Genomic DNA, 20754 nt, shown 5'->3' with positions numbered 1-20754 from the left:
CCGACCGTCATGATCATGGGAGATTAGGATGAGCTGGAATGTCGATCGCCGCACCTTCGTCGGCGGCATGGGTGCGATGGCGGCGGCGGGGCTCGCGATGCCCGCGCTCGCGAAGAACGGCAAGAAGCTGAACGTGCTGATGATCGTCACCGATCAGGAACAAAGCGTTGCGAGCTATCCCGCCGGGCTGCTCGAAAAACTGCCGCATCACCGCGAGCTGATGGAACGCGGGATGCTGGTCGAAAATTACCATGTCCACACCACGCCCTGCACCCCGTCGCGCTCGACGATCTTCCAGGGGCATCACACCCAGCAGACGGGGCTGTTCCTGAACAGCGACAATGCGCCCAACCCCGTCGCGGCGGAGGATATGCCGACGCTGGGCCATATGATGCAGGCCGCGGGATATTACACGAGCTACAAGGGCAAGTGGCACCTCGCCCGGATGAATTTCGAACGCAACTGGAACCGCGTGCCCGGCGGCGTCTATCCGAGCACCGAGCGGATGATGGAGAAATACGGCTTTCACGATTATGGCTTCGACGGCGAGGAACTGGGGCTGACCTGGGACGGTTACCGCGCCGACATGTATGTCGCGGGCGATGCGGCGCGCAGCATCTTCGACTTCGTGCGCCGCGACAAGGCGGGCGGCAGGCCGTGGTTCATGGTCGTCGGGCTGATCAACCCGCACGACATCATGTTCTATGACGCGACCGGCGAGCAGGCGAAGCATCGCGTCCATCCCGACCTGCTTGCGCCGCTGCGCCGCGAGCCGGGCGATCCGATCTACGAGGTCGACAACAAGTTCGACCTGCCCGAGAGCTTCTATAAGGACGACCTCAGCACCAAGCCCGAGGCGCACAAGGGCATCCAGCGGCTCAACGATCTTTTCTATGGCCCGATGCCGCTCGATGACCTCGACAGCTGGCACCGCTTCAACAATTATTACTACAACTGCCTGCGCGACGTCGACCGGCGGCTCGGGCAATTGCTGTGGGCGCTCAAGGAGAGCGGCCAGATCGACAACACGATCATCATGTATACGAGCGACCATGGCGAGCGCGCCGGCGCGCACGGGCTGCGCCAGAAGGCGGGCACGATGTACCGCGAGGAAACCAACATCCCGATGATCATCGCGCATCCCGATGTGAAGGGCGGGCAGACCACCAAGGGCCTGATGGGTTCGATCGACATCGCGCCGACGCTGATGACGATCGCCGGCCTGTCGGCGGACGAAGGCAGGAACCGTTTCCCGAACCTGCCGGGGGTCGATGTGTCGGGCCTGCTGTCCTCGCCCACCGCACCGACCGAGCGCGACAAGCGCGGCCATTTCTTCAACTATGCCGTCGCGCATATGTGGGAGCCCAATTCGACCAAGGTCGTCGGCCCGCGCCCGCCGGGCGAGAAGGTGCCCGACTACAGCGCGATCTACGACCTCGAAAAGCGCCGCCTGCATCGCGGCGTCCACGACGGGCGCTGGAAATTCGCGCGCTATTTCGCGCCGGCGCATCATCACCAGCCCAAGGACTGGAAGACGCTCAATGCGCGCAACGACCTCGAACTCTACGACACGCACGCCGACCCGAAGGAGATGGTCAACCTCGCCAATGATCCGAAGCACCGCAAGGAAGTGATGCGGCTCAACGCGATGGTCAATGCGCTCGCCGACCGCGAGATCGGCGTCGGGCTCGACGATGGCCGCGAATATCCGGGGCCGACCGAGATGTACAACCAGCCGGGTTGAGGCGCTCGTCCCGTCAGGCGGCGGCGAGTTCGCCGCGCGCCTGACGGAAGACTTCGAGGCTGCCCCAGATGGCGAGGCCCGCCATGATCCCCGCCACAACGAGGTCGGGCCAGCCGCGGCCGGTGCCGAACACCCCGAGTGCTGCGCCGAGCACCGCGAGATTGCCGATCGCGTCGTTGCGCGAGCAGATCCACACCGAGCGCATATTCGCATCGCCGGTGCGCCAGCGATAGAGCATCAGCGCGACGACGACATTGGCGACGAGCGCGGCGAAACCGATCACGCCCATCGTCTCGGCATGCGGCGTCGTTCCGGTCATGAAACCCCAGATCGTCGCACCGAGCACGCCGAGGCCGAAGGCGAGCATCGTCGCGGCCTTGAACAGCGCGGCACGCGCGCGCCACGCGAGCGCCATGCCCGCGACGCCAAGGCTGATCGCGTAATTGGCGGCGTCGCCGAGAAAATCGAGCGCGTCGGCCTGAAGAGCGCGCGAGTCCGCCGCGACCCCCGCGGCAATTTCGACCGCGAACATGGCCGCGTTGATGAGCAGCGCGATCCACAGGACGCGCCGCCATTTGGGGTCGTTCAGCGCGGTCTTGCCGCTCTTACCGGCGCAGCATTGGTCGGCCATCTGCCGAATCTCCTTGGGGTTTCGAGTCGACATCTACTATGCACCCTGTAGCAACTACAGGGTCAAGGCATGAAAATCGGCGAACTTGCGCGGGTGACCGGCGCCAATATCGAGACGATCCGCTATTACGAGCGCATCGGGCTGCTTCCCGAGCCGCATCGCACTGCGGCCAATTACCGCCGCTATGGCGAGGCGCATCGTTCGCGGCTGGCCTTCGTGCGCCATTCGCGCGACCTCGGCTTCACGATCGAGGAAATCCGTTCGCTGCTCGACCTGTCGGACCATCCCGAACGCGACTGCGGCGAGGCCGATCGGATCGCGACGAGCCACCTTGAACAGGTCGAAGAAAAGATCGCGCAGCTGGAATTGCTTCGCGATGAGCTGGCGCGGATCATCGGACGCTGCCGCGGCGGGCTGGCGGGCGACTGCCGCGTGATCGAGGCGCTGGGCGACCACAAATATTGCGAAGGGACACACGCATGACCGCGCCGCTCGCGACGATCGGCTGGTATATACTCGCGGCGCTGGGCGAGATCGGCGGCTGCTTCGCTTTCTGGGCGGTGCTGCGGCTCGACAAATCGCCGTGGTGGCTGGTACCGGGCGCACTCGCCCTCGCGTTTTTCGCTTATGCGCTGACGCGGGTCGAGGCCGAGGCGGCGGGGCGCGCCTTCGCGGCCTATGGCGGCGTCTATATCCTCGCCTCTCTGGTGTGGCTCAAGCTGGTCGAGGGAGTTTCGCCCGACCGCTGGGACCTGCTCGGCGGGCTGATCTGCCTCGGCGGCGCGGCGCTGATCCTGTGGGGTCCCGGAAGAAGTTAGGGCCAATAGCGCTTGCGCACCGCCTGTTTGTAGAGCTTACCCGTATCGTGGCGCGGGAGCGCGGGGTCGAAATCGACCGAGCGCGGGCATTTGATCGGACTGAGATGCTCGCGGCAATAGGCGATGAGCCGCGCGGCGAGGTCGGGACCGGCGGCGTTCCAGTCCATGGGCTGGACCACCGCTTTCACCTCCTCGCCCATCTCGGCGTGGGGAACCCCGATCACCGCGACGTCGGCAACCTCGGGGTGCTGGATGAGGAGGTTCTCGGCCTCCTGCGGATAAATGTTCACCCCGCCAGAGATGATCATGAAGCTCTTGCGGTCGGTGAGATAAAGATAACCGTTGGCATCGACATGGCCGATGTCGCCGAGCGTGCTCCAGCCGGAATGCAGAGGATGGCGCGCATCGCGGGTCTTGCCGGGGTCGTTGAGGTACTGGAAATCCCAGCCGCCCTCGAAATAGACGAGTCCATCGACGCCCGGGCCGACCTCCGCACCATCCTCGCCGCAGATGTGGAGCGTGCCCCAGTCGGCGCGGCCGACCGAACCGGGGTGCTCAAGCCATTCCTGCGGCGTGATGAAGGTCGAGCCATTGCCCTCCGACCCGCCATAATATTCATAGACGATCGGGCCGAGCCATTCGATCATCCGGCGCTTGACCTCGACCGGACATGGTGCAGCGGCGTGGACGATCTTTTCAAGCGACGAAATGTCGTATTTCAGCCGGACTGCATCGGGAAGCGCGAGCAGGCGGATGAACATCGTCGGCACCATTTGCATGAAGGTGACGCGGTGCTTCTCGATCAGGCGCAGCGCCTCCTCGGCGTCGAACTTCTCCATGATGACCACCGTCCCGCCGAGGCGGTGCGCCGACATGCCGTAAGCGAGCGGTGCGGTGTGGTAGAGCGGCGCGGGCGAGAGGAGGACGGCGTCGGGGCCGATACCGTAACGCGCCGCCATGCGTTCGGCGAGCATATGCGGCGCATCGGCGGGCTCGCCCGACAGCGGCAGGCGGATGCCCTTGGGCCGTCCCGTGGTGCCCGACGAATAGACGAGATGATAGCCCGCCGATTCGTCGGCGATGCGGGTTGCGGGCTGATCAGCCACCGCCGCCCGCCAGGAGAGCGCGAGGCCGGTGCCGAGGTCGAAGATATGCGCGACACCGGGGATCAGTTCGGCGCGCGCCGCGACGAGCGGATCGGCGGCCGGCACATCGGCGTGGGTGATGAGCAGCTTCGACCCGCTGTCGTTCAGGATGTACGCGGCTTCGTCGGGCGTGAGCCGGCTCGAGATCGGACAGAGGTACAGCCCGGCGCGCTGAGCCGCCCAGTATATCTCGAAATATTCACGGACATTCTTGAGCCAGACGGCCACGGTGTCGCCGGTGCCGATACCGAGCGAGCGGAACAATTGCGCGCCGCGATTTGCGACGGCTTCGAGTTCGGCGTAGCTTGTCGCCGCTCCGTCCGCCGCCATGACGATCGCCGGGCGATCGGCCGCCGCTTGCGCAAAATGCCGTGGATGCATCGCTCTCCCTTTGCTCTTTTGAGTTATATAACTACGTTTACTTTCTATGTCGATTGACATATTGGCGGAGCAAAGGCGACAGACGGGCGCCACGGGAAAGGACCGAGTGACATGGAACTGAAGCCGGGTTCGCGCTGGAAATCCGCGGTATGCGATGCGCAGCTGGTGGTGGTGCGGCCGCCGAGCGCCGCCGGCGAATTGCAGTGCGGCGGGGCGCCGGTGCTGCCGATCGACGATGCAACCGCGCCGGGCGGCGACGTCAGCGCCGATTTCGCCGAGGGCGTGATGATCGGAAAGCGCTACACCGACGAGGCGAGCGGCATCGAGGTGCTGGGCGCCAAGGCGGGCAAGGGATCGCTCGCGTTCAATGGCGTCGCCATGACGATCAAGGGCGCGAAGCCGCTTCCCGCCTCGGACTGACCGCGATGCGCACGCCGCTGCTCCTCGACATCGCCGCAGACGCGTGCAGCGACCGCCCGGCGGTCGGCGGCCGCGCGGATGGGCTCGATTTCGCCGCCTATCGCGCGCGCGCCAGCCGCGTCGCGGCCTGGCTGGCCGGCAAGGGCAAGGCGAACACCGCCTTCCTCGGCATGAACGGCGACGCGCTGCCCGTGCTGCTGTTCGCGAGCGGGATGGCGGGCACGCCCTTCATACCGCTCAACTATCGGCTCGCCGATGCTGACTTGGGCAAGCTGGTCGCGCGGACCGCGCCCGCGGTCCTGGTCGCCGACGACGAGATGCTCGCGCGGATCGCGCCGGTCGATGGCGTCGAATTGGTCGCACGCAGCGACTTCGAGGTCGAGTTCCTGCAGGGCGACGTGCCCGAACCCGTGCTGCTCGACGAGGCCGAGAACGACATTGCGGTGCTGCTGTTCACCAGCGGCACCACGGGCGAACCCAAGGCGGCGGTCCTGCGCCACGGCAACCTCACCTCTTATGTAATGTCGACGGTGGAGTTCCTCGGCGCCGACGAGGACGAGGCGGCGCTGGTGAGCGTGCCGAGTTACCATATCGCGGGCATCTCGGCGATTTTGACCGCGGCCTATGGCGGGCGGCGGATCGTCTATTTGCCCGCCTTTACCGCCGAGGATTGGGTTGCGACGGCGGCGCGCGAAGGCATCACCCATGCGATGGTGGTGCCGACGATGCTCGATCGCATCCTCGACGTCATGGCGGCGACGGGCGAAGCGCTCCCTGCCCTGCGCGCGCTGTCCTATGGCGGCGGCAAGATGCCCGAGCCGGTGATCGCGCGCGCGCTTGCGATGTTGCCGCACGTCGCCTTCGTCAACGCCTATGGGCTGACCGAGACGAGTTCGACGATCGCGCTGCTCGGCGCCGACGACCATCGCGCCGCCTTTGCCTCCGACGATCCGGTGGTGCGGCGACGCATCGCATCGGTGGGGCAACCCCTGCCAACGCTCGAACTCGAAATCCGCCGCGAGGACGGCAGCTGCTGCGATATCGGCGAACATGGCGAGATCCATGTCCGCGGCGAGCAGGTGTCGGGCGAATATCTGCACAAGAAGGCGATCGCCGACGACGGCTGGTTCGCGACCAACGACGCCGGCTGGCTCGACGAGGGCGGCTATCTGTTCGTTGAGGGGCGGCTCGACGATGTGATCGTGCGCGGGGGCGAAAATATCTCGCCCGGCGAGATCGAGGATGTGCTGCGCGGCTTTGCCGATATCGCCGACTGCGCGGTGCTCGGCATCCCCTGCGAGAAATGGGGTGAGAAGGTCGTCGCGGTGATCGTGTCGCGATCGGGCGCGCCCGATACCGGGGCGATGGCGGCAACGATCAAGGCCAAGCTGCGTTCGACAAAGACCCCGGAACAATGGTTTGTGCGCGATGAGCTTCCTTATAACGAGACCGGAAAGCTGCTCCGCCGCATCCTCAAGGCCGAACTGGCGGAAGAGGTCTGCGCCGGGTAGGACGGCGCAATGACCGGCCATATCGACCATCTTGGCGCCGACCGCCTGTCCGCGCCGGGCGGCGAGCCGGTGCTGGTCGTCGACGCCGCGCGTTGGGTGCGGCCGCATATGCCGATCCAGGCGGTGGTGATCGGTATCGATCGCGAAGGCCTGTTGCCTGCTATGGTCGCCGACGATTTCGACCTGTTGCTGACCACCGCACGCGAGGCGCCTGCCCCTTGGGTGACGATCCGCAACGCCGCCCTGGCCGACCACCTTGCCGATGCGGCGCGCGAAAACGCGCTGGCGGCAACGATCGCCGCGCGCGTGCTTCGGCTGACGGCAAAGCTCACGTTCGACGATGCGCTGACGGTCGAATCGCTGGCCTATTCGGCGTTGCTCGGCGGATCAGAGTTCGCCCGCTGGCGTGGCCCCGACGATGAGGCCTCCCCGCCGCCGGCCCCTGCCGATCCCGTGCGGATCGAACGCAATGAAGACCGCATCACTTTAACGCTGGACGACGCCGATACTCACAACGCGATGTCAGCGGCGATGCGCGACGCGCTCTATGAAGCGCTGGCCAATGCGCTCGACGACCCGGGCGCGCCCGACGTGCTGCTGCGCGGTGCCGGGCGGTGCTTTTCGACCGGCGGCGCGCTGGCGGAGTTCGGAACGGCGCACGATCTGGCCGAAGCGCATGCGGTGCGGACGCTGCATAGCTGCGCGCGCGCGCTCGATGCCTTGGGCGCGCGGGCGAGCGCCTATCTTCACGGCGCCTGTGTTGGATCCGGGATCGAGATTCCCGCCGCCGCGCATCGCAGGATCGCCGCGCCCGACGCCTGGTTCCAGCTTCCGGAACTGACGATGGGCCTGATCCCGGGCGCGGGCGGGACGGTGACCGTTGCGCGGGCGATCGGGCGGCACCGGACGATGTGGATGCTGCTTTCGGGCAAGCGCATCGGCGCGTCGCAGGCGCTCGACTGGGGACTGGTGCACGCGATCGGGGATGCGCCTTGACCGCGCTGCTCGATGCGGTTGCGGCGGCGGGCGAGCGGCTGGTCGCGGCATCGGGCGGACGCATCGCCTTTGATCCGCGTCGCGCGCTGTCGCGGCATGACGACCTGACGCTCGCCGAGCCGGGCGAGTGGTCGCCGAACCGCCATTGCCGGATGGTGAAGTGCCGCGACGGATGGATGGCGGTGTCGCTGGCGCGAGAAGAGGACCGCGAGCTGGTTCCTGCGTGGACGGGCTCGGCGATCGATGAGGAGCCGTGGCGGGCGATCCTGCGCGCGGCTGATGCGCGCCCGGCGGAAGCGATGGTGACGGCGGCGGCCGAACTGCACATGCCGGTGGCACGGGTCGGCGAGGCCGAACCGCTGGCACAGACCAAACTCGCCACCTGCGCACCCTGCAACGGGATCGTCGTCGACCTTTCGGCGCTGTGGGCGGGCCCCTATTGCGGGGCGCTGCTCGCCGAGGCGGGGCATGCGGTCGTGAAGGTCGAGAGCGACGGGCGGCCCGACCCGACCCGGCTCCATACGCCCAAGCTCGATGCGCGGTTAAACGGCGACAAGAGGCGGGTGCGCGCCGACCTCGACGGCGCCGAGCTTCTCGCGATGATCGGCGAGGCGCGGGTGCTGATCACATCGGCGCGGCCGCATGCGCTCACGCGGCTGGGGCTCGATGAAGAGCATCTGTTCCGGATCAATCCCGACCTGTTGTGGATCGCGATCACCGCGCATGGCTGGTCGGGCGAGGCGGCAATGCGCGTGGGTTTCGGCGACGATTGCGCCGCGGCGGGCGGGCTGGTCCGCTGGGACGAGGATCGGCCACAGTTTGACGGCGACGCGCTCGCCGATCCGCTGACCGGGCTGACCGCGGCGACGCTGGCGCTCGAGGCGCTGGCGGCGGAGCAATGCGGGGTGATCGACGTTTCGCTTGCACGGACCGCCGCGACTTTCGCAAAAGCGATGGCGTGAGCGAAAAGTTCGACCTGATCATCCGCAATGCGTGCGGCGCCGATGGCGCGCCCTTGGCGGTTGGCGTGCGCGATGGACGGATCGCGGCGATGGGCATGACGGTGGCGGGACATAGCGCCGAATATGATGCCCGCGGGCTGACGCTCGGCGGCGGACTGCACGATCATCATTTGCATCTGCTGGCGACGGCCGCGCGGATGGAGTCGGTCGATCTGAACGATTGCCGAAGCGTCGATGCGGTGGTCACGAGGCTGCGCGCCGGAGCCGGGGCGCCGGGGACATGGGTGCGCGCCATTGGCTATGACGAGCGGGTAGCGGGGCTTCCCGACCGCGCCCTGTTGGACGGCTGGCTGCCTGACCGGCCGCTGCGCGTGCAGGACCGGACGGGGGGCTATTGGTTCCTCAATAGTGTGGCGCTCGCCGAACTCGGCGAAGCGCCCTTGCCTGCCTGCGTCGATCTTGGCGCCGACGGCCGACCCAATGGCCGCATCTGGCGCGGCGATGCCTGGCTGCGCGAACGGATCGGCGGGGCGCCGCCTTCGCTCTCGACTTTGGGCCAGAGACTGGCGAGTTGGGGCGTGACCGGGGTGACCGACGCTGGCGCTTCGAACGGCGCGGCGGAAGCGGCGCTGCTGGCAGGCGCGATGCCGCAGCGGCTGGTGATCATGGGGACCGAGGGCTTGCCCGCGGGCGATGGCCATGCGCTGGGGCCGGTGAAGCTGCTGCTCGACGAGAATGATCTGCCGCCGGTCGAGGCCGCGGCGGCGCGGATCGCGGCGGCGCGAACGCTGGGGAGGAATGTCGCGGCGCACTGCGTGACGCTGGGCGAACTGGTCTTTTATCTGGAAGCGCTGGCCATTGCAGGCGGCGCGAAGCCCGGCGACCGGATCGAGCATGGCGGGGTGATCGCGGCAAGCCTGATCGGCGACATCGCGGCGGCGGGGCTCACGGTGGTGACACAGCCGAACTTCATCCACGACCGTGGAGATCGCTATCGCGCGCAGATGGACGCCGATGCGCTGGACGACCTCTATCGGCTCGGATCGCTGATGCGTCGCGGGGTGAAGGTGCTTGGGGGATCGGACGCGCCCTATGGCGATGCCAATCCCTGGGTTGCGCTGCGCGCCGCGACGGACAGGCGAACGCGTGAGGGAGAAGTGATCGGCGGCGGCGAAGCGGTGAGCCGTGCGGCGGCATTGGCACTGTATCAGGTGCCGCTGGCGGTCGGCGCACCAGCGGACCTGATCCTGTACGACTGGCCCGAGTATACCGGCGCTCTTGGCACGGTCGCGATGACGTTGATCGACGGCGAGATCGTCTGGCAGCAATAGCCTTATCGTCATCCCCGCGAAGGCGGGGATCCAGCTTGTCTCTTTTTTCTCGTTGTGCCTTCGTGTGAGGTCACCAAAATCTCACACAAAGGCACAAAGGCACGAAGGAGGAAAAGCTGGATTCCCGCCTTCGCGGGAATGACGAGGGGGCTAGTCTCTTACTAGCAGCATCGCCCCCGCGAGCGGGCCGCCCGAGGTCGAGGTCGCGCAGACCTGCGGGTCGCCCTTGACCTGCCGCGCGCCTGCCCGCCTCCATAGCTGGGTGCAGGCTTCATGCACCGCGCCATAGGCGTGGAGACGGCCGCCCGACATCGCGCCCCCGCCGGTATTGACGGGTAGCTCGCCATCGAGCGCGATGCGGTGACCGCCGTCGATGAAGTCCTTGGCGCCGTAGCGCTCGCAGAAGCCGAAATTTTCGAGCCAGTTGATCGTGTGGAAGCTGAAGCCGTCGTAGAGCTGCGCGATGTCGACGTCGGCGGATTTGAGGTCGGTGCGGCTCCACATCATCTCGGCAACCTTCGGCTGCGCCTGCGTGTCGAGTTCGGCGAGCTGGGTCCAGCTGTTGCGGTAGCGCATCGACGAGCCGATTGCTTCGATCCGGATCGGCGGATTCCGAAGGTCGCGCGCGACGTCCATGCGCGAGACGATGATTGCGGCGGCACCGTCGATCGGGACGTCGCAGTCGTAGATGCGCAGCGGGGTCGCGATCAGCGGCGCGGCCAGATAATCGTCGATGCTGATCGGGGTCTTGTAGATCGCCTTCGGATTGAGCGCGGCGTTGCGGCGCTGGTTGACCGCGATCTGGCCCACTTGCTCGGGACGAATGCCGCTCTTGTGGACATAGAGGTTGAAGAAGAGCGCCTGCTGGAGCGCGGCGGCATAGGTATAATAGGGTGCATACCACGAAAACGGCCCCGCCTGCCGCTGGCCTTCGCGAAGGAGCGAATTGGCGTAGGCGGTCTTGCGCGCGGTCGCCTCGTACATGGTGCGGAAGATCAGGACGTTCTTGCATAGCCCCGCCGCGATCGCGCCGATCGCGTTGAACACCGCGCCATATTGGCCGGGCGCCTCGCCGCCGCCGCCATACCAGCCGACCTCGAGCCGAAGCGCATCCTGCAGCGCGGCGCAGCCTACGGGCGAGAAGCCCGAGCCGTCAGCGCGCTCGCCGGGCCAGGTCGCGATGCCGTCGATGTCGGCGCGGGTCAGCCCGGCATCGGCGATGGCCTCGAGCGCGGCGTCGACGGTGAGCGCGAGCGCAGATTTGTTGGCGCCGCGCGAGACGTCGGACATGCCGATGCCGGTGATCGCGGTATTTTTCTCGGCGAAGCGGGTCATGCAGCCACCGGACGGAAAAGCGGAATCCACAGGTCTTCGACCGGCTCGAAAACGACCTCGACCTCCATGTTGAAATCGACCTTGTTGGCATCGCATTCGACGATGTTGCACGCGATGCGCACATCGTCTTGTTCCGCGATAGCCACCAGCGCGAGGACGTAGGGATCGGCCAGATCGGGCACCCACGCCTTGTGGTTGACGGTGAAGGTCACCACCCTGCCCCGCCCCGACACCGCCTGCGGCGCGACGTCGCGGCTTTCGCAGCGCGGGCAGAAAGGCACCGGCGGATGGACGAAATATTCGCAGGCGGCGCAGCGATGGATCGCAAGCTTTCCCTCGCGTCCCCACGTCCAATAGGCTTCATTGTCCCGGTCTATCACCGGCAGCGTTCGCGCGACCATCTGCACCTCCCACTTATTTAACTATGTCATAAACCAAGAGTTGACACATCGTCAATTTTTGCGATGATGATCCCAACAACAAACCATTTGAGAGGAGAGTCGCCATGCAGATGGACGACATGGTGATCATCAGCGTCGACGATCATGCGGTCGAACCGCCCGAGGCCTTCATCCGCCATTATCCCGAAGGGAAGAAGGACCGCGCCCCGCGCATCGTGCAGGACAACGGCAAGGATATCTGGTCGTGGAACGGCCAGCGTTTCCCGACGATCGGGCTCAACGCCGTGGTCGGCCGGCCGCGTAGCGAATATGGCATGGAGCCGAGTGCCTTCGAACAGCTCCGCCCCGGCACCTATGATCCCAAGCTGCGCGTCGACGACATGAACGCAAATGGCGTGCTCGCATCCTTGAACTTCCCGACCATGCCGAGTTTTGCCGGAGGAACTTTCGTCTCGATGGCGCAGAAGTATCCCGAGGAAGCCCTGCTCGCCTGCCGCGCGTGGAACGACTGGCATGTGCAGGAATGGTGCGCGTCCGCCCCCGGCCGCTTCATCCCGATGTGCCTGATCCCGATGTGGAACATGGACGACACGCTCGCCGAACTGAAGCGGATGAGCGACCTCGGCGTCCATGCCGTCAGCTTCTCCGACAATCCGTCGAACATCGGCCTGCCGAGCATCCATAATGAATATTGGGAGCCGTTCTGGAAGGCGTGCAGCGACTACAAGATGGTCATCAACTGCCATATCGGCACCGGCGCGCGCGCAATGCACCCGTCGCCCGAAAGCCCGATCGACGCATGGATCACCGCGATGCCGATCTCGATCGCCAATTCGGCGGCCGACTGGACCTTCGCCAAATTCTGGCAGCGCTACCCCGATTTGCGCATGGCGCTGAGCGAGGGTGGCATCGGCTGGATCCCCTATTTCCTCGAACGCGCCGATTTCACCCACGAACATCATCATGAATGGACCTTCACCGATTTCGGCGGCGAGCGGCCCTCGGACCTGTTCAAGCGGCACATCATCTGCTGCTTCATCGACGACCAGTTCGGGGTGAAGAACCTCGACTATATGAACACCGATATGGTCGCCTATGAATGCGACTATCCGCATTCGGACACGGTATGGCCCAATGTCCCCGAATATCTGTGGGCGTCGGTGAACGGGCTCGACAAGACCATCATCGACAAGATCACGCACCTCAATGTGATGCGCGAATACAGCTTCGACGCCTTCGCGCTGAACGGCGGGCGCGAGAATTGCACCGTCGCGCATCTGCGCGAACTGGGCAAGGACGTCGACGTCAGCCCGCGCCACAACCTCGGCGGGCTCAAGACCGACAGCATGGATGCGATCGGCAAGGCGCGCCGGCCGATCACCTCGGGCGACATCGAACGCATGTTCGCTTCGGCCTGAACGGAGGACCTATGACCGAGACGACGCTCTCCCGCTGTCCGATCGCGCATGCCCCGGCGGACGCCCCGCCGGTGCCGGCGCATGTCCCGGCCGACCGGGTGCTCGACACGCGCTTCGCGCAGGGCCAGATCGCCTATGATTTGCCCGACCCCTATCTGCCGTCGGACGTGATGCGCGACCCCGAGGTGCCGCGGATCCTCTATTATCCTTGGCCGACGAGCGGGCGCCAGCATGGCGCGTGGACGGTGTCGCATTATGAGGACATCCGCCGCGTCTATGAAGACAACGAAATCTTCTCGACCGAAGGTGCCGCGCAGTTCCAGGCGCTGGCGGGCGAAACCTTCCCCTCGATCCCGCTCGGCATCGATCCGCCCGACCATGGGCGCTATCGCCGCTTCCTGAACCCCTGGTTCACCCCCGTGGCGATGAACGACATGGAGCCCAAGATCCGCGCGATCGTCACCGAGATGATCGACGCCGTGGCCAAGGACGGCGAGGTCGATATCGCCTATGACTTCGGGCGCATCTATCCGGTCCGCGTCTTCCTGAACCTGATGGGTTTCCCCTTCGGCATGTTCGACCAGTTTCTCGAATGGGAATATGCGATCCTGCACAACCCCGACATCGGCGCCAAGGCCGAGGCGGTGAAGGGCATCCTCGCCTATCTGCGCGGCTTCATCGCCGAGAAGCAGGCAAACCCCGACGAGACGCTGGGCAGCTATATCGCCAATGGCCAGATGGACGGCCAGCCGCTGACCCCCGACGAGACGATCGGCATGACCTGGTTCCTGTGGCTCGGTGGGCTCGACACCGTCGCCTCGACGATCAGCCAGATGTTCCGCCGCATGGGGATGGACACCGCGCTGCAGGCGCGCATCCGCGCCAATCCGGAGATCATCAACAGCGCGGTCGAAGAGTTTTTGCGCGTCCAGCCGCTGGTCAACAGCGGACGGCGGATCAAGCGCGACTTCACCTGGCACGGAGTCGAGTTGAAGGAAGGCGACTGGATCGCCTGCATCAATAGTTCGGGCAATTTCGACGAAAAGCAGTTCGCCTGTCCGCGCGATTTCGACCCCGAGCGCAAGAACAACCGCCATTTCACACTGATCGGCGGGGTGCATATCTGTCTCGGCGCGCATCTGGCGCGGCGCGAACTGCGCGTGCTGCTGGGCGAATGGCTATCGCGCGTACCGCCGTTCACGATCAAGGAAGGGGCCGATACAACGGTCATTCCGGGACTGCTGTCGATCCGCAACCTGCCGATCGTCTGGGACGCCAAAGCCGTTTCATAAGGACAACAATATGGCTTTCTTGAAATATGACGACGCCATCTATGTGGGCGGCGAATGGCAGAAGACCGACCAGCGCGAGGCGGTGATCAACCCCGCCGACGAGAGCCTGCTCATCGAGGCGCCGGTCGGCAGCGCGGCACAGGTCGACGCCGCGATCGGCGCGGCGCGGACCGCGTTCGACCAGGGCGATTGGGCCTATATGCCGGTTGCCCAGCGGCAAGCGGTGCTGACGAAATTTCTGGATGCGCTCGATGCGCGCAAGGGTGAGATCGTCGACATGATCGTCGCCGAAGCGGGCGCGACGCGGATGCTCGCCGAGTTCCTGCAATATGGCATCCCGATGAAGCATGCGCGGCGGACGATCGAGGTCGCCTCGCGCCCCGCCGTCTCGTCGCTGCCGGTCGAACTGACGCCCAATGCGCTCGGCCGCACGACGCTGGGCACCGGGGTGGTCAGCCGCGAGCCGGTCGGAGTCGTCGCGGCGATCTCGCCCTATAACTTCCCCTTCTTTCTCAACATCGGCAAGGTGATCCCCGCGCTCGCGGTCGGGTGCACCGTGGTGCTGAAACCCTCGCCCTACACGCCGATGCAGGCGCTGATCCTCGGCGAAATCGCCGACGAGGTCGGGCTGCCCAAGGGCGTGCTGAGCATCGTCACCGGCGATATCGAGACGGGCAAATTGCTCACCACCGACCCGCGCGTCGACCTGGTCCACTTTACCGGATCGGACAAGGTGGGATCGATGATCCAGGCGCAGGCGGCGCCGACGCTGAAGCGCATCGTGATGGAGCTGGGCGGCAAGTCGGCGCTGATCGTGCGCGCCGACGCCGATATTGCGAAAGCCGCGGCGGCGGGGATCATGGGGTTCACGACGCATGGCGGCCAGGGCTGCGCGCTCACGACGCGGCACCTGGTCCACAACAGCGTCCGCCCGCAATTCGTCGAGGCGATGAAGGCGATGCTCGGGCATTTGAAAATCGGCAATCCGGTCGATCCGAGCGTCAACTATGGCCCGCTGATTCGCGAAGTCGCGCGGCGGCGCACCGAGGACTATGTCACGATCGCGCAGGACGAAGGCGCGACGCTCGTCGCGGGCGGCAAACGGCCCGAGGGGCTCGACAAGGGCTATTATTACGAGCCGACCTTGTTCGACAATGTCCGGAACGACAGCCGCATCGCGCAGGAAGAAGTGTTCGGGCCGATCGGCGCGGTGATCGGTTTCGACGATGATGCCGAGGCGATCACGATGGCGAACGACAGCGATTTCGGCCTGTCGGGCGCGATCTACTCGGCCGACGCGGGCGAAGCCTATCGCATGGCGCTGAAGATCCGCACGGGCGGGGTGTCGATCAACGGCGGCGCGGGGACGATGCAGTCCGACGCGCCCTTCGGCGGCATCAAGCGCTCGGGATACGGCCGCGAATATGGCGAGGATGGCCTCAACGAATTCACCTATCAAAAGGTGATCAGCTTCCACGCCGAATAGGGAGAGACGGCGATGACAAAGGTCATGGAGGGCATCCGCGTCCTCGAGGTTGCGCAATTCACCTTCGTTCCTGCGGCGGGCGGGGTGATGACCGACTGGGGCGCCGATGTGATCAAGATCGAGCATCCGGTACGCGGCGATGCGCAGCGCGGCATCCAGATGCTGCAACGGCTCGCGGTCAATCCGCAGCGCTCGTCGCTGATGCAGCATCCGAACCGTGGGAAAAGGAGCGTCGGGATCGACATCTCGACCGAGGAAGGCCGCGAACTGCTCTACGAGATCGCGAAGACCGCCGACGTCTTCCTGACCAATTATCTCCCCTCGGCGCGTCAGAAGCTCAAGATCGACATCGAGCATATCCGCGCGGCAAACCCCGACATCATCTATGTTCGCGGCAGCGCATTCGGCGACAAGGGGCCCGAGCGCGACAAGGGCGGGTTCGACAGCACGGCGTACTGGGCGCGCGGCGGGTCGGCGATGCTGGTCACGCCGACCGAGCTCGAAGGGCCTCTGACCCAGCCGGGACCGGCCTATGGCGACACGATCGGCGGCATGAACATCGCGGGCGGGATCGCCGCGGCCTTGTTCCACCGCGAGCGCACCGGCGAGGCGACCGAGGTCGACGTATCCTTGCTGTCGTCGGGCATCTGGGCGACCGCGTGCAGCATCGACGTGTGCATGGACCTTGGCACCAACCCGTTCAAGAACCCGCTGCCGGGGCAGGATGCGGTCGGCACCAACCCGTTCATGGGGGTGTTCAAGACGAGCGACGGGGGTTTCATCAACCTGACCGTGTTGTCGCCGGGGCCGCTGATCGAGGACACCTTCACGCACCTCGGCCTTGCCGAATATGCGCAGGACGAGCGCTTCTCGGTCGTCGAGCGGTTGATGGAAAATGCGCCGGCGGCGCATGCGCTGGTCAAGGAGGCGATGGCGAAACAGAGCTTCGCTCACTGGACCCAGCATCTGAAAACGATGCGCGGCCAATGGGCGGTCTATCAGTCGCCCGCCGACGTCGGCAGCGACGAACAGGTGCTGGCGAACGACCTGATCTTCGAGGTCGAGTCTGCCGACGGCGGGCCGCCGATCCGGCTGGTCGCCAACCCGGTGCAGTTCAACCATGAAGGCGTCCAGAACAGCCGTGCGCCCGAGGCGTCGGAGCATACCGAGCTGTTCCTGATGGAACTCGGGCTCGAATGGGACCGCATCGAGGATCTCAAGAACAAGAAGGCGATCGCTTGAGGGCGTAGCGATGTCCCCTCCCCTTCGCGTCGGCATCATCAGCGCCGCCTGGGGCGCGAAAGCGCATTTGCCCGCCTGGCGCAGCCTCCACGGGGTCGAGGTGACCGCGATCTGCACCTCGCGGCCCGAAACGGCGGCGAAGGCGGCGGAGGATTTTCAAGTCGCGCGAGCCTTTCACGATTTCCGAGCGATGGCCGCCGATCCCGCGATCGATATCGTCGATTGCGGAACGCGGCCGCCGCTGCGTTTCGACATGGTGATGGCGGCGCTCGGCGCGGGCAAGCATGTGTACAACGGCATTCCTTTCGCCAAGGATCTGGACGACGCGCGTGCGATGACCGATGCGTGGCGAGAAGCCGGTACGGTCGCGGTGGTCGACGCCTTCATGCAGGCGGTGCCGCCAATGGTGCAGATGAAGGCGATGCTGGACGCCGGCTGGATCGGCGACGTGTTCGGCGCCGATGTCGCGTTCGAGGTGCCGTTGTTCAGCGCGGCGCAGACCAATGTGCCGGGCTATGTGTGGTTCGCCGACCCCGCCAATGGCGCGAGCGCGGGGCGCAATCTGGGCAGCCATATGCTGCACCTGCTGGTGCATTTCTTCGGGCCGGTGGCTTCGGTGGCGGCTGACCAGTCGCTGGCGTTGAAGGCGTGGCCGCTGGAGGGCGAGACGATCCGCCCGGCGGTGCCCGACCGCGCGTCGATGCTGCTGCGCCACGCCTCGGGACTGCCGACCCGGCTCGAGGCGAACTGGTGCAAGATCGGCGGCGACGGCTTTCGCTTTTCGGTGTGGGGGTCGAAGGGCCGTCTCGAAGCGCGCGCGCCGGTGTTTCCGATGGCGCATGATACGCGGCTGTTCGGGACAAGGGATGCGGCGCTGGGCAGCGCGGTGCTGGAGAATATACCGGTCGAGCCTGAGTATCTGTCGGTACCCGGATGCAGCGCCATTGCCGACCGGCCAGAGACGGGACTGCTGGCGCTGGCGTCGATCTTCGCGAAGATGCGCGATGCGATCAACGGCACTGGGACGGCCGCGCCGGATTTTGCGCAGGCCCTGCATGTCCACGAGGTCGTCGAGGCGGCGGTGCGGGCGTCAGACGAGCGGCAGTGGGTCAACCTCTAACTCCCCTCCCGCAAGCGGGAGAGGTCGGGGGTGGGCAGCGACGTCGCAATGGCCCACCCCGCTGCGACTAACGAACAAGTTCGTAAGTCTCGCTGCCCCTCCCGCTTGCGGGAGGGGATGATCGACTAATCCCGCCGCAGCAGCATCGAACCCGCGATAAAGCCGCCGCCCATGCCGCAGGCGCCGATCTTGGCGCCCTCGACCTGGCGTCCGTCGGCCTGCCCCCATAGCTGGGTGCAGACCTCGTGGAGCAGGCCGAACCCGTGCAGTCGTCCGCCCGACAATTGCCCGCCACCGGTGTTCACCGGAAAGCGCCCGCCGGGGCCGATATTCCCTTCGGCGATGAAATCCTTCGCCTCACCATGGCCGCAGAAGCCCATGGCTTCGAGCCAGAAAGGCACGAAGATACTGAAGCCGTCGTAGAGGCCGAGAACATCGACGTCGGCGGGCTTCAGATCGGTGCGCTTCCACATGTCGGCGGCACTGTCATGCGCGCCCATGGTGGTGAGGTCGGCGCGCTGGTCCCAGGTCTCCTGCGAGCCGAGCGCAGCGCCCATCGCCTCGATCGTCAGCGGCGCCCGCGCGCAATCCTTCGCGGCGTCGGCGGCCGAGACGATCACGACGCAAGCGCCGTCGATCGGCACGTCGCAATCGAACAGCCCGAGCGGCGACGAAATCATCCGCGCGCCGAGATAGTCGTCCATCGTTAGCGGCGTGCGCATCACCGCCGAGGGATTATGCTGCGCAAAGGCGCGCTGGCCGGTGGCGACGAGGCCGAGATGTTCGCGCGTCATGCCATATTCGTGGAAATAACGCTGTGCCATCCAGCCCGCCCAGTTCGACGCCGACATGGCATTGGCGGGGACGAGATAGGAATACCAGCCGCCGAGCCGTGCGCGGCCCGCGCCGGGGATGCTCGCGCGCTGCGTCGCGGTCTGCGACGAGCTTTCGGTGAGCGCGCGGAAGCAGAGGACGTGCCGCGCCTGCCCCGTCGCGACCGCCATCGCCGCCACTTGTATCGGCGCCATCTGCGACGGGCCGTCGGGAACCGCGCTGTGCCAGCGGGTCTTCAGACCGAGCGCATTGCGTACCTCGCCGGTGCCGAGCGGCGACATGCCCGGTGAATTGTCGGCCTTGCCCGGATAGGTCGAGATGCCGTCGATATCGTCCCGCGTCAGCCCCGCGCATTCGAGCGCGCGGCGCGCGGCCTCGGCAAGGTGGATCATCGCGGGACGATTGGTCTTGCGGCCGATGTCGGACATACCGACGCCGGTGATGGCGGCGTTGAGCGTCATTGCGCGGGCTCCCACTGCGGGAACCAGATATCGTCGATGTTGAAGAAGCTGACCTTCATCTTCTGGCCGATAGCTATGCTTTCGGGATCGGCATTCACCACCTCTGCGGTGACGCGGACGCCGGGCGCGCCATCGATGTCGACCACCGCGAGCGCAAAGGGGACTGGCATGTCGGGCATCCAGGGCTGATGGTTGACGGTGTAAGTATAGACCGTGCCGGTGCCGGGGACGGCGCGGCTTTCGACCTTGTCGCTCCAGCATTTCGGGCAGATCAGCTGGGACGGATGGATCGCATGGGCGCAGTCGCCGCAGAAGGCGATCATCAATTTCCCTTCGGCGCCCCCGGTCCAGAAGGCTGTGTTTTCGGGGGTGAGTTCGGGAAGCGGTCTCATGGCTGTTCCTGCGAGGAATGTTGGCGCGGCAGCGCGAGCGCGGTCAGCACGGCAGCGGCGCACAATGCGGCGATGACCGCGACGGTGATGTCGTAGGCGAAGGGCGACGGATAGACCTCGCTGCCGCGGCGAACGATGTCGGCGGCAAGCAAGGTCGTCACCATCTGCGCGCCGATGCCCATGAAGAGCTGGCGGATCACCGTGAGCAGGCCAGAAATCTCGCTGATCCGCTCGGGCGGCGACGCTTGCGCGATGATCGTCGGGGCGACCGAGAAGAGCATCGTGGTGCCGAAGCTGATGATGATGAGCTGCGCGACGACCTTCGGAAAACTGTCGACGTCCATGACAAACCAGAGCAGCCAGCCCGCCACGGTCACGGCGCCACCCGCGATCAGCGCGAAACGCCCTCCGCCGCGCGCCGCGAGCCAGCCGCCGAGCGGGCCGGCGAAGACCGAGCTGAGGTTCGAGGGCAGCTTCGCGATGCCGGCAAGCGTCGCGGTGAAACCCAGCCCGGCGAGCGTCCAGACCGGCGCCTGCATCATCAGCGAGAAGAAGACGGTGATCTGGAGCGCGCTCATCGCGACGAGCGCGGTCACCGCGCTGCCGATCGCGATGGTGCGGTCGGAGAAGCTGCGCACCGCGATCAGCGGGTTCGGGCTGGCAAGGCTGGAGCGCCACCACCAGACGGTAAGCAGCGCGCCGACGCCGAGCGCGGCGAGCGGCAGCGGGCTGGCCCAGCCCCAGTCCTTGCCCATCGAGAAATAGACGAGGACGAGCGCGACGCCCGGCGCAAAGGCGAGGCCCGATAGCCAGTCGACGGGTTCGCTCGCGGCT

At 66.1% G+C, this 20754-nt stretch carries 20 protein-coding genes; 13 read left to right on the top strand and 7 right to left on the bottom strand.

The genetic code is table 11. The features are described 5' to 3' along the window. The first annotated feature begins 28 nt into the window (after positions 1–28). Entirely contained in the window at positions 29–1744 is a 1716-nt protein-coding gene (locus B1A78_RS00100; protein WP_077145004.1) for a sulfatase-like hydrolase/transferase, read from the top strand. Positions 1745–1757: 13 nt separating this feature from the next. Here B1A78_RS00100 and B1A78_RS00095 read toward each other — a convergent pair whose 3' ends face one another. Further along, positions 1758–2375, bottom strand: coding sequence for a cation transporter (locus B1A78_RS00095; protein ID WP_077145003.1), 618 nt, complete (start codon positions 2373–2375; stop codon positions 1758–1760). A gap of 69 nt (positions 2376–2444) precedes the next feature. On the opposite strand from B1A78_RS00095, the gene B1A78_RS00090 reads away from it, so the two are divergent. Both B1A78_RS00090 and B1A78_RS00085 read left to right on the top strand, forming a co-directional pair. Beyond that, entirely contained in the window at positions 2445–2858 is a 414-nt protein-coding gene (locus tag B1A78_RS00090) for a helix-turn-helix domain-containing protein (RefSeq protein WP_077145002.1), read from the top strand. Next, entirely contained in the window at positions 2855–3193 is a 339-nt protein-coding gene (locus B1A78_RS00085; protein WP_077145001.1) for a YnfA family protein, read from the top strand. Before B1A78_RS00090 ends, B1A78_RS00085 begins: the two co-directional genes overlap by 4 nt. On the opposite strand, the gene B1A78_RS00080 is transcribed toward B1A78_RS00085, so the two are convergent. Next, positions 3190–4719, bottom strand: coding sequence for an acyl-CoA synthetase (locus B1A78_RS00080; protein ID WP_077145000.1), 1530 nt, complete (start codon positions 4717–4719; stop codon positions 3190–3192). The two genes, B1A78_RS00085 and B1A78_RS00080, sit on opposite strands and share 4 nt — an antisense overlap. A 111-nt stretch (positions 4720–4830) precedes the next feature. On the opposite strand from B1A78_RS00080, the gene B1A78_RS00075 reads away from it, so the two are divergent. From B1A78_RS00075 to B1A78_RS00055, 5 genes are read left to right on the top strand one after another with little or no spacing between them, the layout of a single operon-like run. Then, positions 4831–5139, top strand: coding sequence for a hypothetical protein (locus tag B1A78_RS00075; RefSeq protein ID WP_077144999.1), 309 nt, complete (start codon positions 4831–4833; stop codon positions 5137–5139). Positions 5140–5144: 5 nt separating this feature from the next. Next, the gene (locus tag B1A78_RS00070) at positions 5145–6650 is read left to right on the top strand and encodes a class I adenylate-forming enzyme family protein (RefSeq protein ID WP_077144998.1); all 1506 of its coding nucleotides are present in this window, start codon (positions 5145–5147) and stop codon (positions 6648–6650) included. 9 nt (positions 6651–6659) lie between these two features. Continuing rightward, entirely contained in the window at positions 6660–7646 is a 987-nt protein-coding gene (locus tag B1A78_RS00065; protein ID WP_077144997.1) for an enoyl-CoA hydratase/isomerase family protein, read from the top strand. Continuing rightward, entirely contained in the window at positions 7643–8608 is a 966-nt protein-coding gene (locus B1A78_RS00060; RefSeq protein ID WP_077144996.1) for a CoA transferase, read from the top strand. Before B1A78_RS00065 ends, B1A78_RS00060 begins: the two co-directional genes overlap by 4 nt. Continuing rightward, positions 8605–9939, top strand: coding sequence for an amidohydrolase family protein (locus B1A78_RS00055; RefSeq protein WP_179101942.1), 1335 nt, complete (start codon positions 8605–8607; stop codon positions 9937–9939). The genes B1A78_RS00060 and B1A78_RS00055 overlap by 4 nt, the downstream gene beginning before the upstream one ends. A 150-nt stretch (positions 9940–10089) precedes the next feature. Here B1A78_RS00055 and B1A78_RS00050 read toward each other — a convergent pair whose 3' ends face one another. Further along, on the bottom strand, positions 10090–11274 hold the full coding sequence (locus tag B1A78_RS00050; RefSeq protein WP_077144995.1) for a thiolase family protein: 1185 nt from the start codon (positions 11272–11274) through the stop codon (positions 10090–10092). Then, positions 11271–11675, bottom strand: coding sequence for a Zn-ribbon domain-containing OB-fold protein (locus B1A78_RS00045; RefSeq protein ID WP_077144994.1), 405 nt, complete (start codon positions 11673–11675; stop codon positions 11271–11273). Before B1A78_RS00045 ends, B1A78_RS00050 begins: the two co-directional genes overlap by 4 nt. A gap of 104 nt (positions 11676–11779) precedes the next feature. Between B1A78_RS00045 and B1A78_RS00040 the strand changes: the two genes are divergently transcribed. From B1A78_RS00040 to B1A78_RS00020, 5 genes are read left to right on the top strand one after another with little or no spacing between them, the layout of a single operon-like run. Continuing rightward, positions 11780–13093 (top strand): amidohydrolase family protein, encoded by a 1314-nt coding sequence (locus tag B1A78_RS00040; RefSeq protein ID WP_077144993.1) that lies wholly within the window; start codon positions 11780–11782, stop codon positions 13091–13093. Between the two features lie 11 nt (positions 13094–13104). Continuing rightward, positions 13105–14385, top strand: coding sequence for a cytochrome P450 (locus B1A78_RS00035; protein ID WP_077144992.1), 1281 nt, complete (start codon positions 13105–13107; stop codon positions 14383–14385). Between the two features lie 10 nt (positions 14386–14395). Beyond that, entirely contained in the window at positions 14396–15871 is a 1476-nt protein-coding gene (locus tag B1A78_RS00030) for an aldehyde dehydrogenase family protein (protein WP_077144991.1), read from the top strand. 12 nt (positions 15872–15883) lie between these two features. After that, positions 15884–17113 carry a CaiB/BaiF CoA-transferase family protein gene (locus B1A78_RS00025; protein ID WP_179101941.1) on the top strand — a complete coding sequence of 410 codons (1230 nt, stop codon included), beginning with the start codon at positions 15884–15886 and terminating at the stop codon, positions 17111–17113. A 10-nt stretch (positions 17114–17123) separates the two neighbouring features. Further along, a complete protein-coding gene (locus B1A78_RS00020) occupies positions 17124–18233 on the top strand; it encodes a Gfo/Idh/MocA family protein (RefSeq protein WP_077144989.1) in 1110 nt (369 codons plus the stop codon). Between the two features lie 125 nt (positions 18234–18358). Here the strand turns inward: B1A78_RS00020 and B1A78_RS00015 are convergent, their stop codons facing one another. The 3 genes from B1A78_RS00015 to B1A78_RS00005 form a co-directional block, all read right to left on the bottom strand. Further along, the gene (locus B1A78_RS00015; protein ID WP_077144988.1) at positions 18359–19528 is read right to left on the bottom strand and encodes a thiolase family protein; all 1170 of its coding nucleotides are present in this window, start codon (positions 19526–19528) and stop codon (positions 18359–18361) included. Continuing rightward, positions 19525–19920 (bottom strand): Zn-ribbon domain-containing OB-fold protein, encoded by a 396-nt coding sequence (locus tag B1A78_RS00010; RefSeq protein WP_077144987.1) that lies wholly within the window; start codon positions 19918–19920, stop codon positions 19525–19527. Before B1A78_RS00010 ends, B1A78_RS00015 begins: the two co-directional genes overlap by 4 nt. After that, the coding region (locus B1A78_RS00005; protein ID WP_144037613.1) for an MFS transporter at positions 19917–20754 on the bottom strand (838 nt) is incomplete at its 5' end. The genes B1A78_RS00010 and B1A78_RS00005, both read right to left, overlap by 4 nt.

The organism is Sphingopyxis sp. KK2 (genome assembly GCF_001990265.1).
GTDB lineage: Bacteria > Pseudomonadota > Alphaproteobacteria > Sphingomonadales > Sphingomonadaceae > Sphingopyxis.
The sequence above is the reverse complement of the archived record's forward strand: the minus strand, read 5'-3'. Positions and strand labels throughout refer to the sequence as shown.

Bases quoted from the DNA above. Each gene is read 5' to 3' on its own strand.
- B1A78_RS00100 (WP_077145004.1), top strand. From the start codon at position 29: ATGAGCTGGAATGTCGATCGCCGCACCTTCGTCGGCGGCATGGGTGCG.
- B1A78_RS00095 (WP_077145003.1), bottom strand. From the start codon at position 2,375: ATGGCCGACCAATGCTGCGCCGGTAAGAGCGGCAAGACCGCGCTGAAC.
- B1A78_RS00090 (WP_077145002.1), top strand. From the start codon at position 2,445: ATGAAAATCGGCGAACTTGCGCGGGTGACCGGCGCCAATATCGAGACG.
- B1A78_RS00085 (WP_077145001.1), top strand. From the start codon at position 2,855: ATGACCGCGCCGCTCGCGACGATCGGCTGGTATATACTCGCGGCGCTG.
- B1A78_RS00080 (WP_077145000.1), bottom strand. From the start codon at position 4,719: ATGCATCCACGGCATTTTGCGCAAGCGGCGGCCGATCGCCCGGCGATC.
- B1A78_RS00075 (WP_077144999.1), top strand. From the start codon at position 4,831: ATGGAACTGAAGCCGGGTTCGCGCTGGAAATCCGCGGTATGCGATGCG.
- B1A78_RS00070 (WP_077144998.1), top strand. From the start codon at position 5,145: ATGCGCACGCCGCTGCTCCTCGACATCGCCGCAGACGCGTGCAGCGAC.
- B1A78_RS00065 (WP_077144997.1), top strand. From the start codon at position 6,660: ATGACCGGCCATATCGACCATCTTGGCGCCGACCGCCTGTCCGCGCCG.
- B1A78_RS00050 (WP_077144995.1), bottom strand. From the start codon at position 11,274: ATGACCCGCTTCGCCGAGAAAAATACCGCGATCACCGGCATCGGCATG.
- B1A78_RS00045 (WP_077144994.1), bottom strand. From the start codon at position 11,675: ATGGTCGCGCGAACGCTGCCGGTGATAGACCGGGACAATGAAGCCTAT.
- B1A78_RS00040 (WP_077144993.1), top strand. From the start codon at position 11,780: ATGCAGATGGACGACATGGTGATCATCAGCGTCGACGATCATGCGGTC.
- B1A78_RS00035 (WP_077144992.1), top strand. From the start codon at position 13,105: ATGACCGAGACGACGCTCTCCCGCTGTCCGATCGCGCATGCCCCGGCG.
- B1A78_RS00030 (WP_077144991.1), top strand. From the start codon at position 14,396: ATGGCTTTCTTGAAATATGACGACGCCATCTATGTGGGCGGCGAATGG.
- B1A78_RS00025 (WP_179101941.1), top strand. From the start codon at position 15,884: ATGACAAAGGTCATGGAGGGCATCCGCGTCCTCGAGGTTGCGCAATTC.
- B1A78_RS00020 (WP_077144989.1), top strand. From the start codon at position 17,124: ATGTCCCCTCCCCTTCGCGTCGGCATCATCAGCGCCGCCTGGGGCGCG.
- B1A78_RS00015 (WP_077144988.1), bottom strand. From the start codon at position 19,528: ATGACGCTCAACGCCGCCATCACCGGCGTCGGTATGTCCGACATCGGC.
- B1A78_RS00010 (WP_077144987.1), bottom strand. From the start codon at position 19,920: ATGAGACCGCTTCCCGAACTCACCCCCGAAAACACAGCCTTCTGGACC.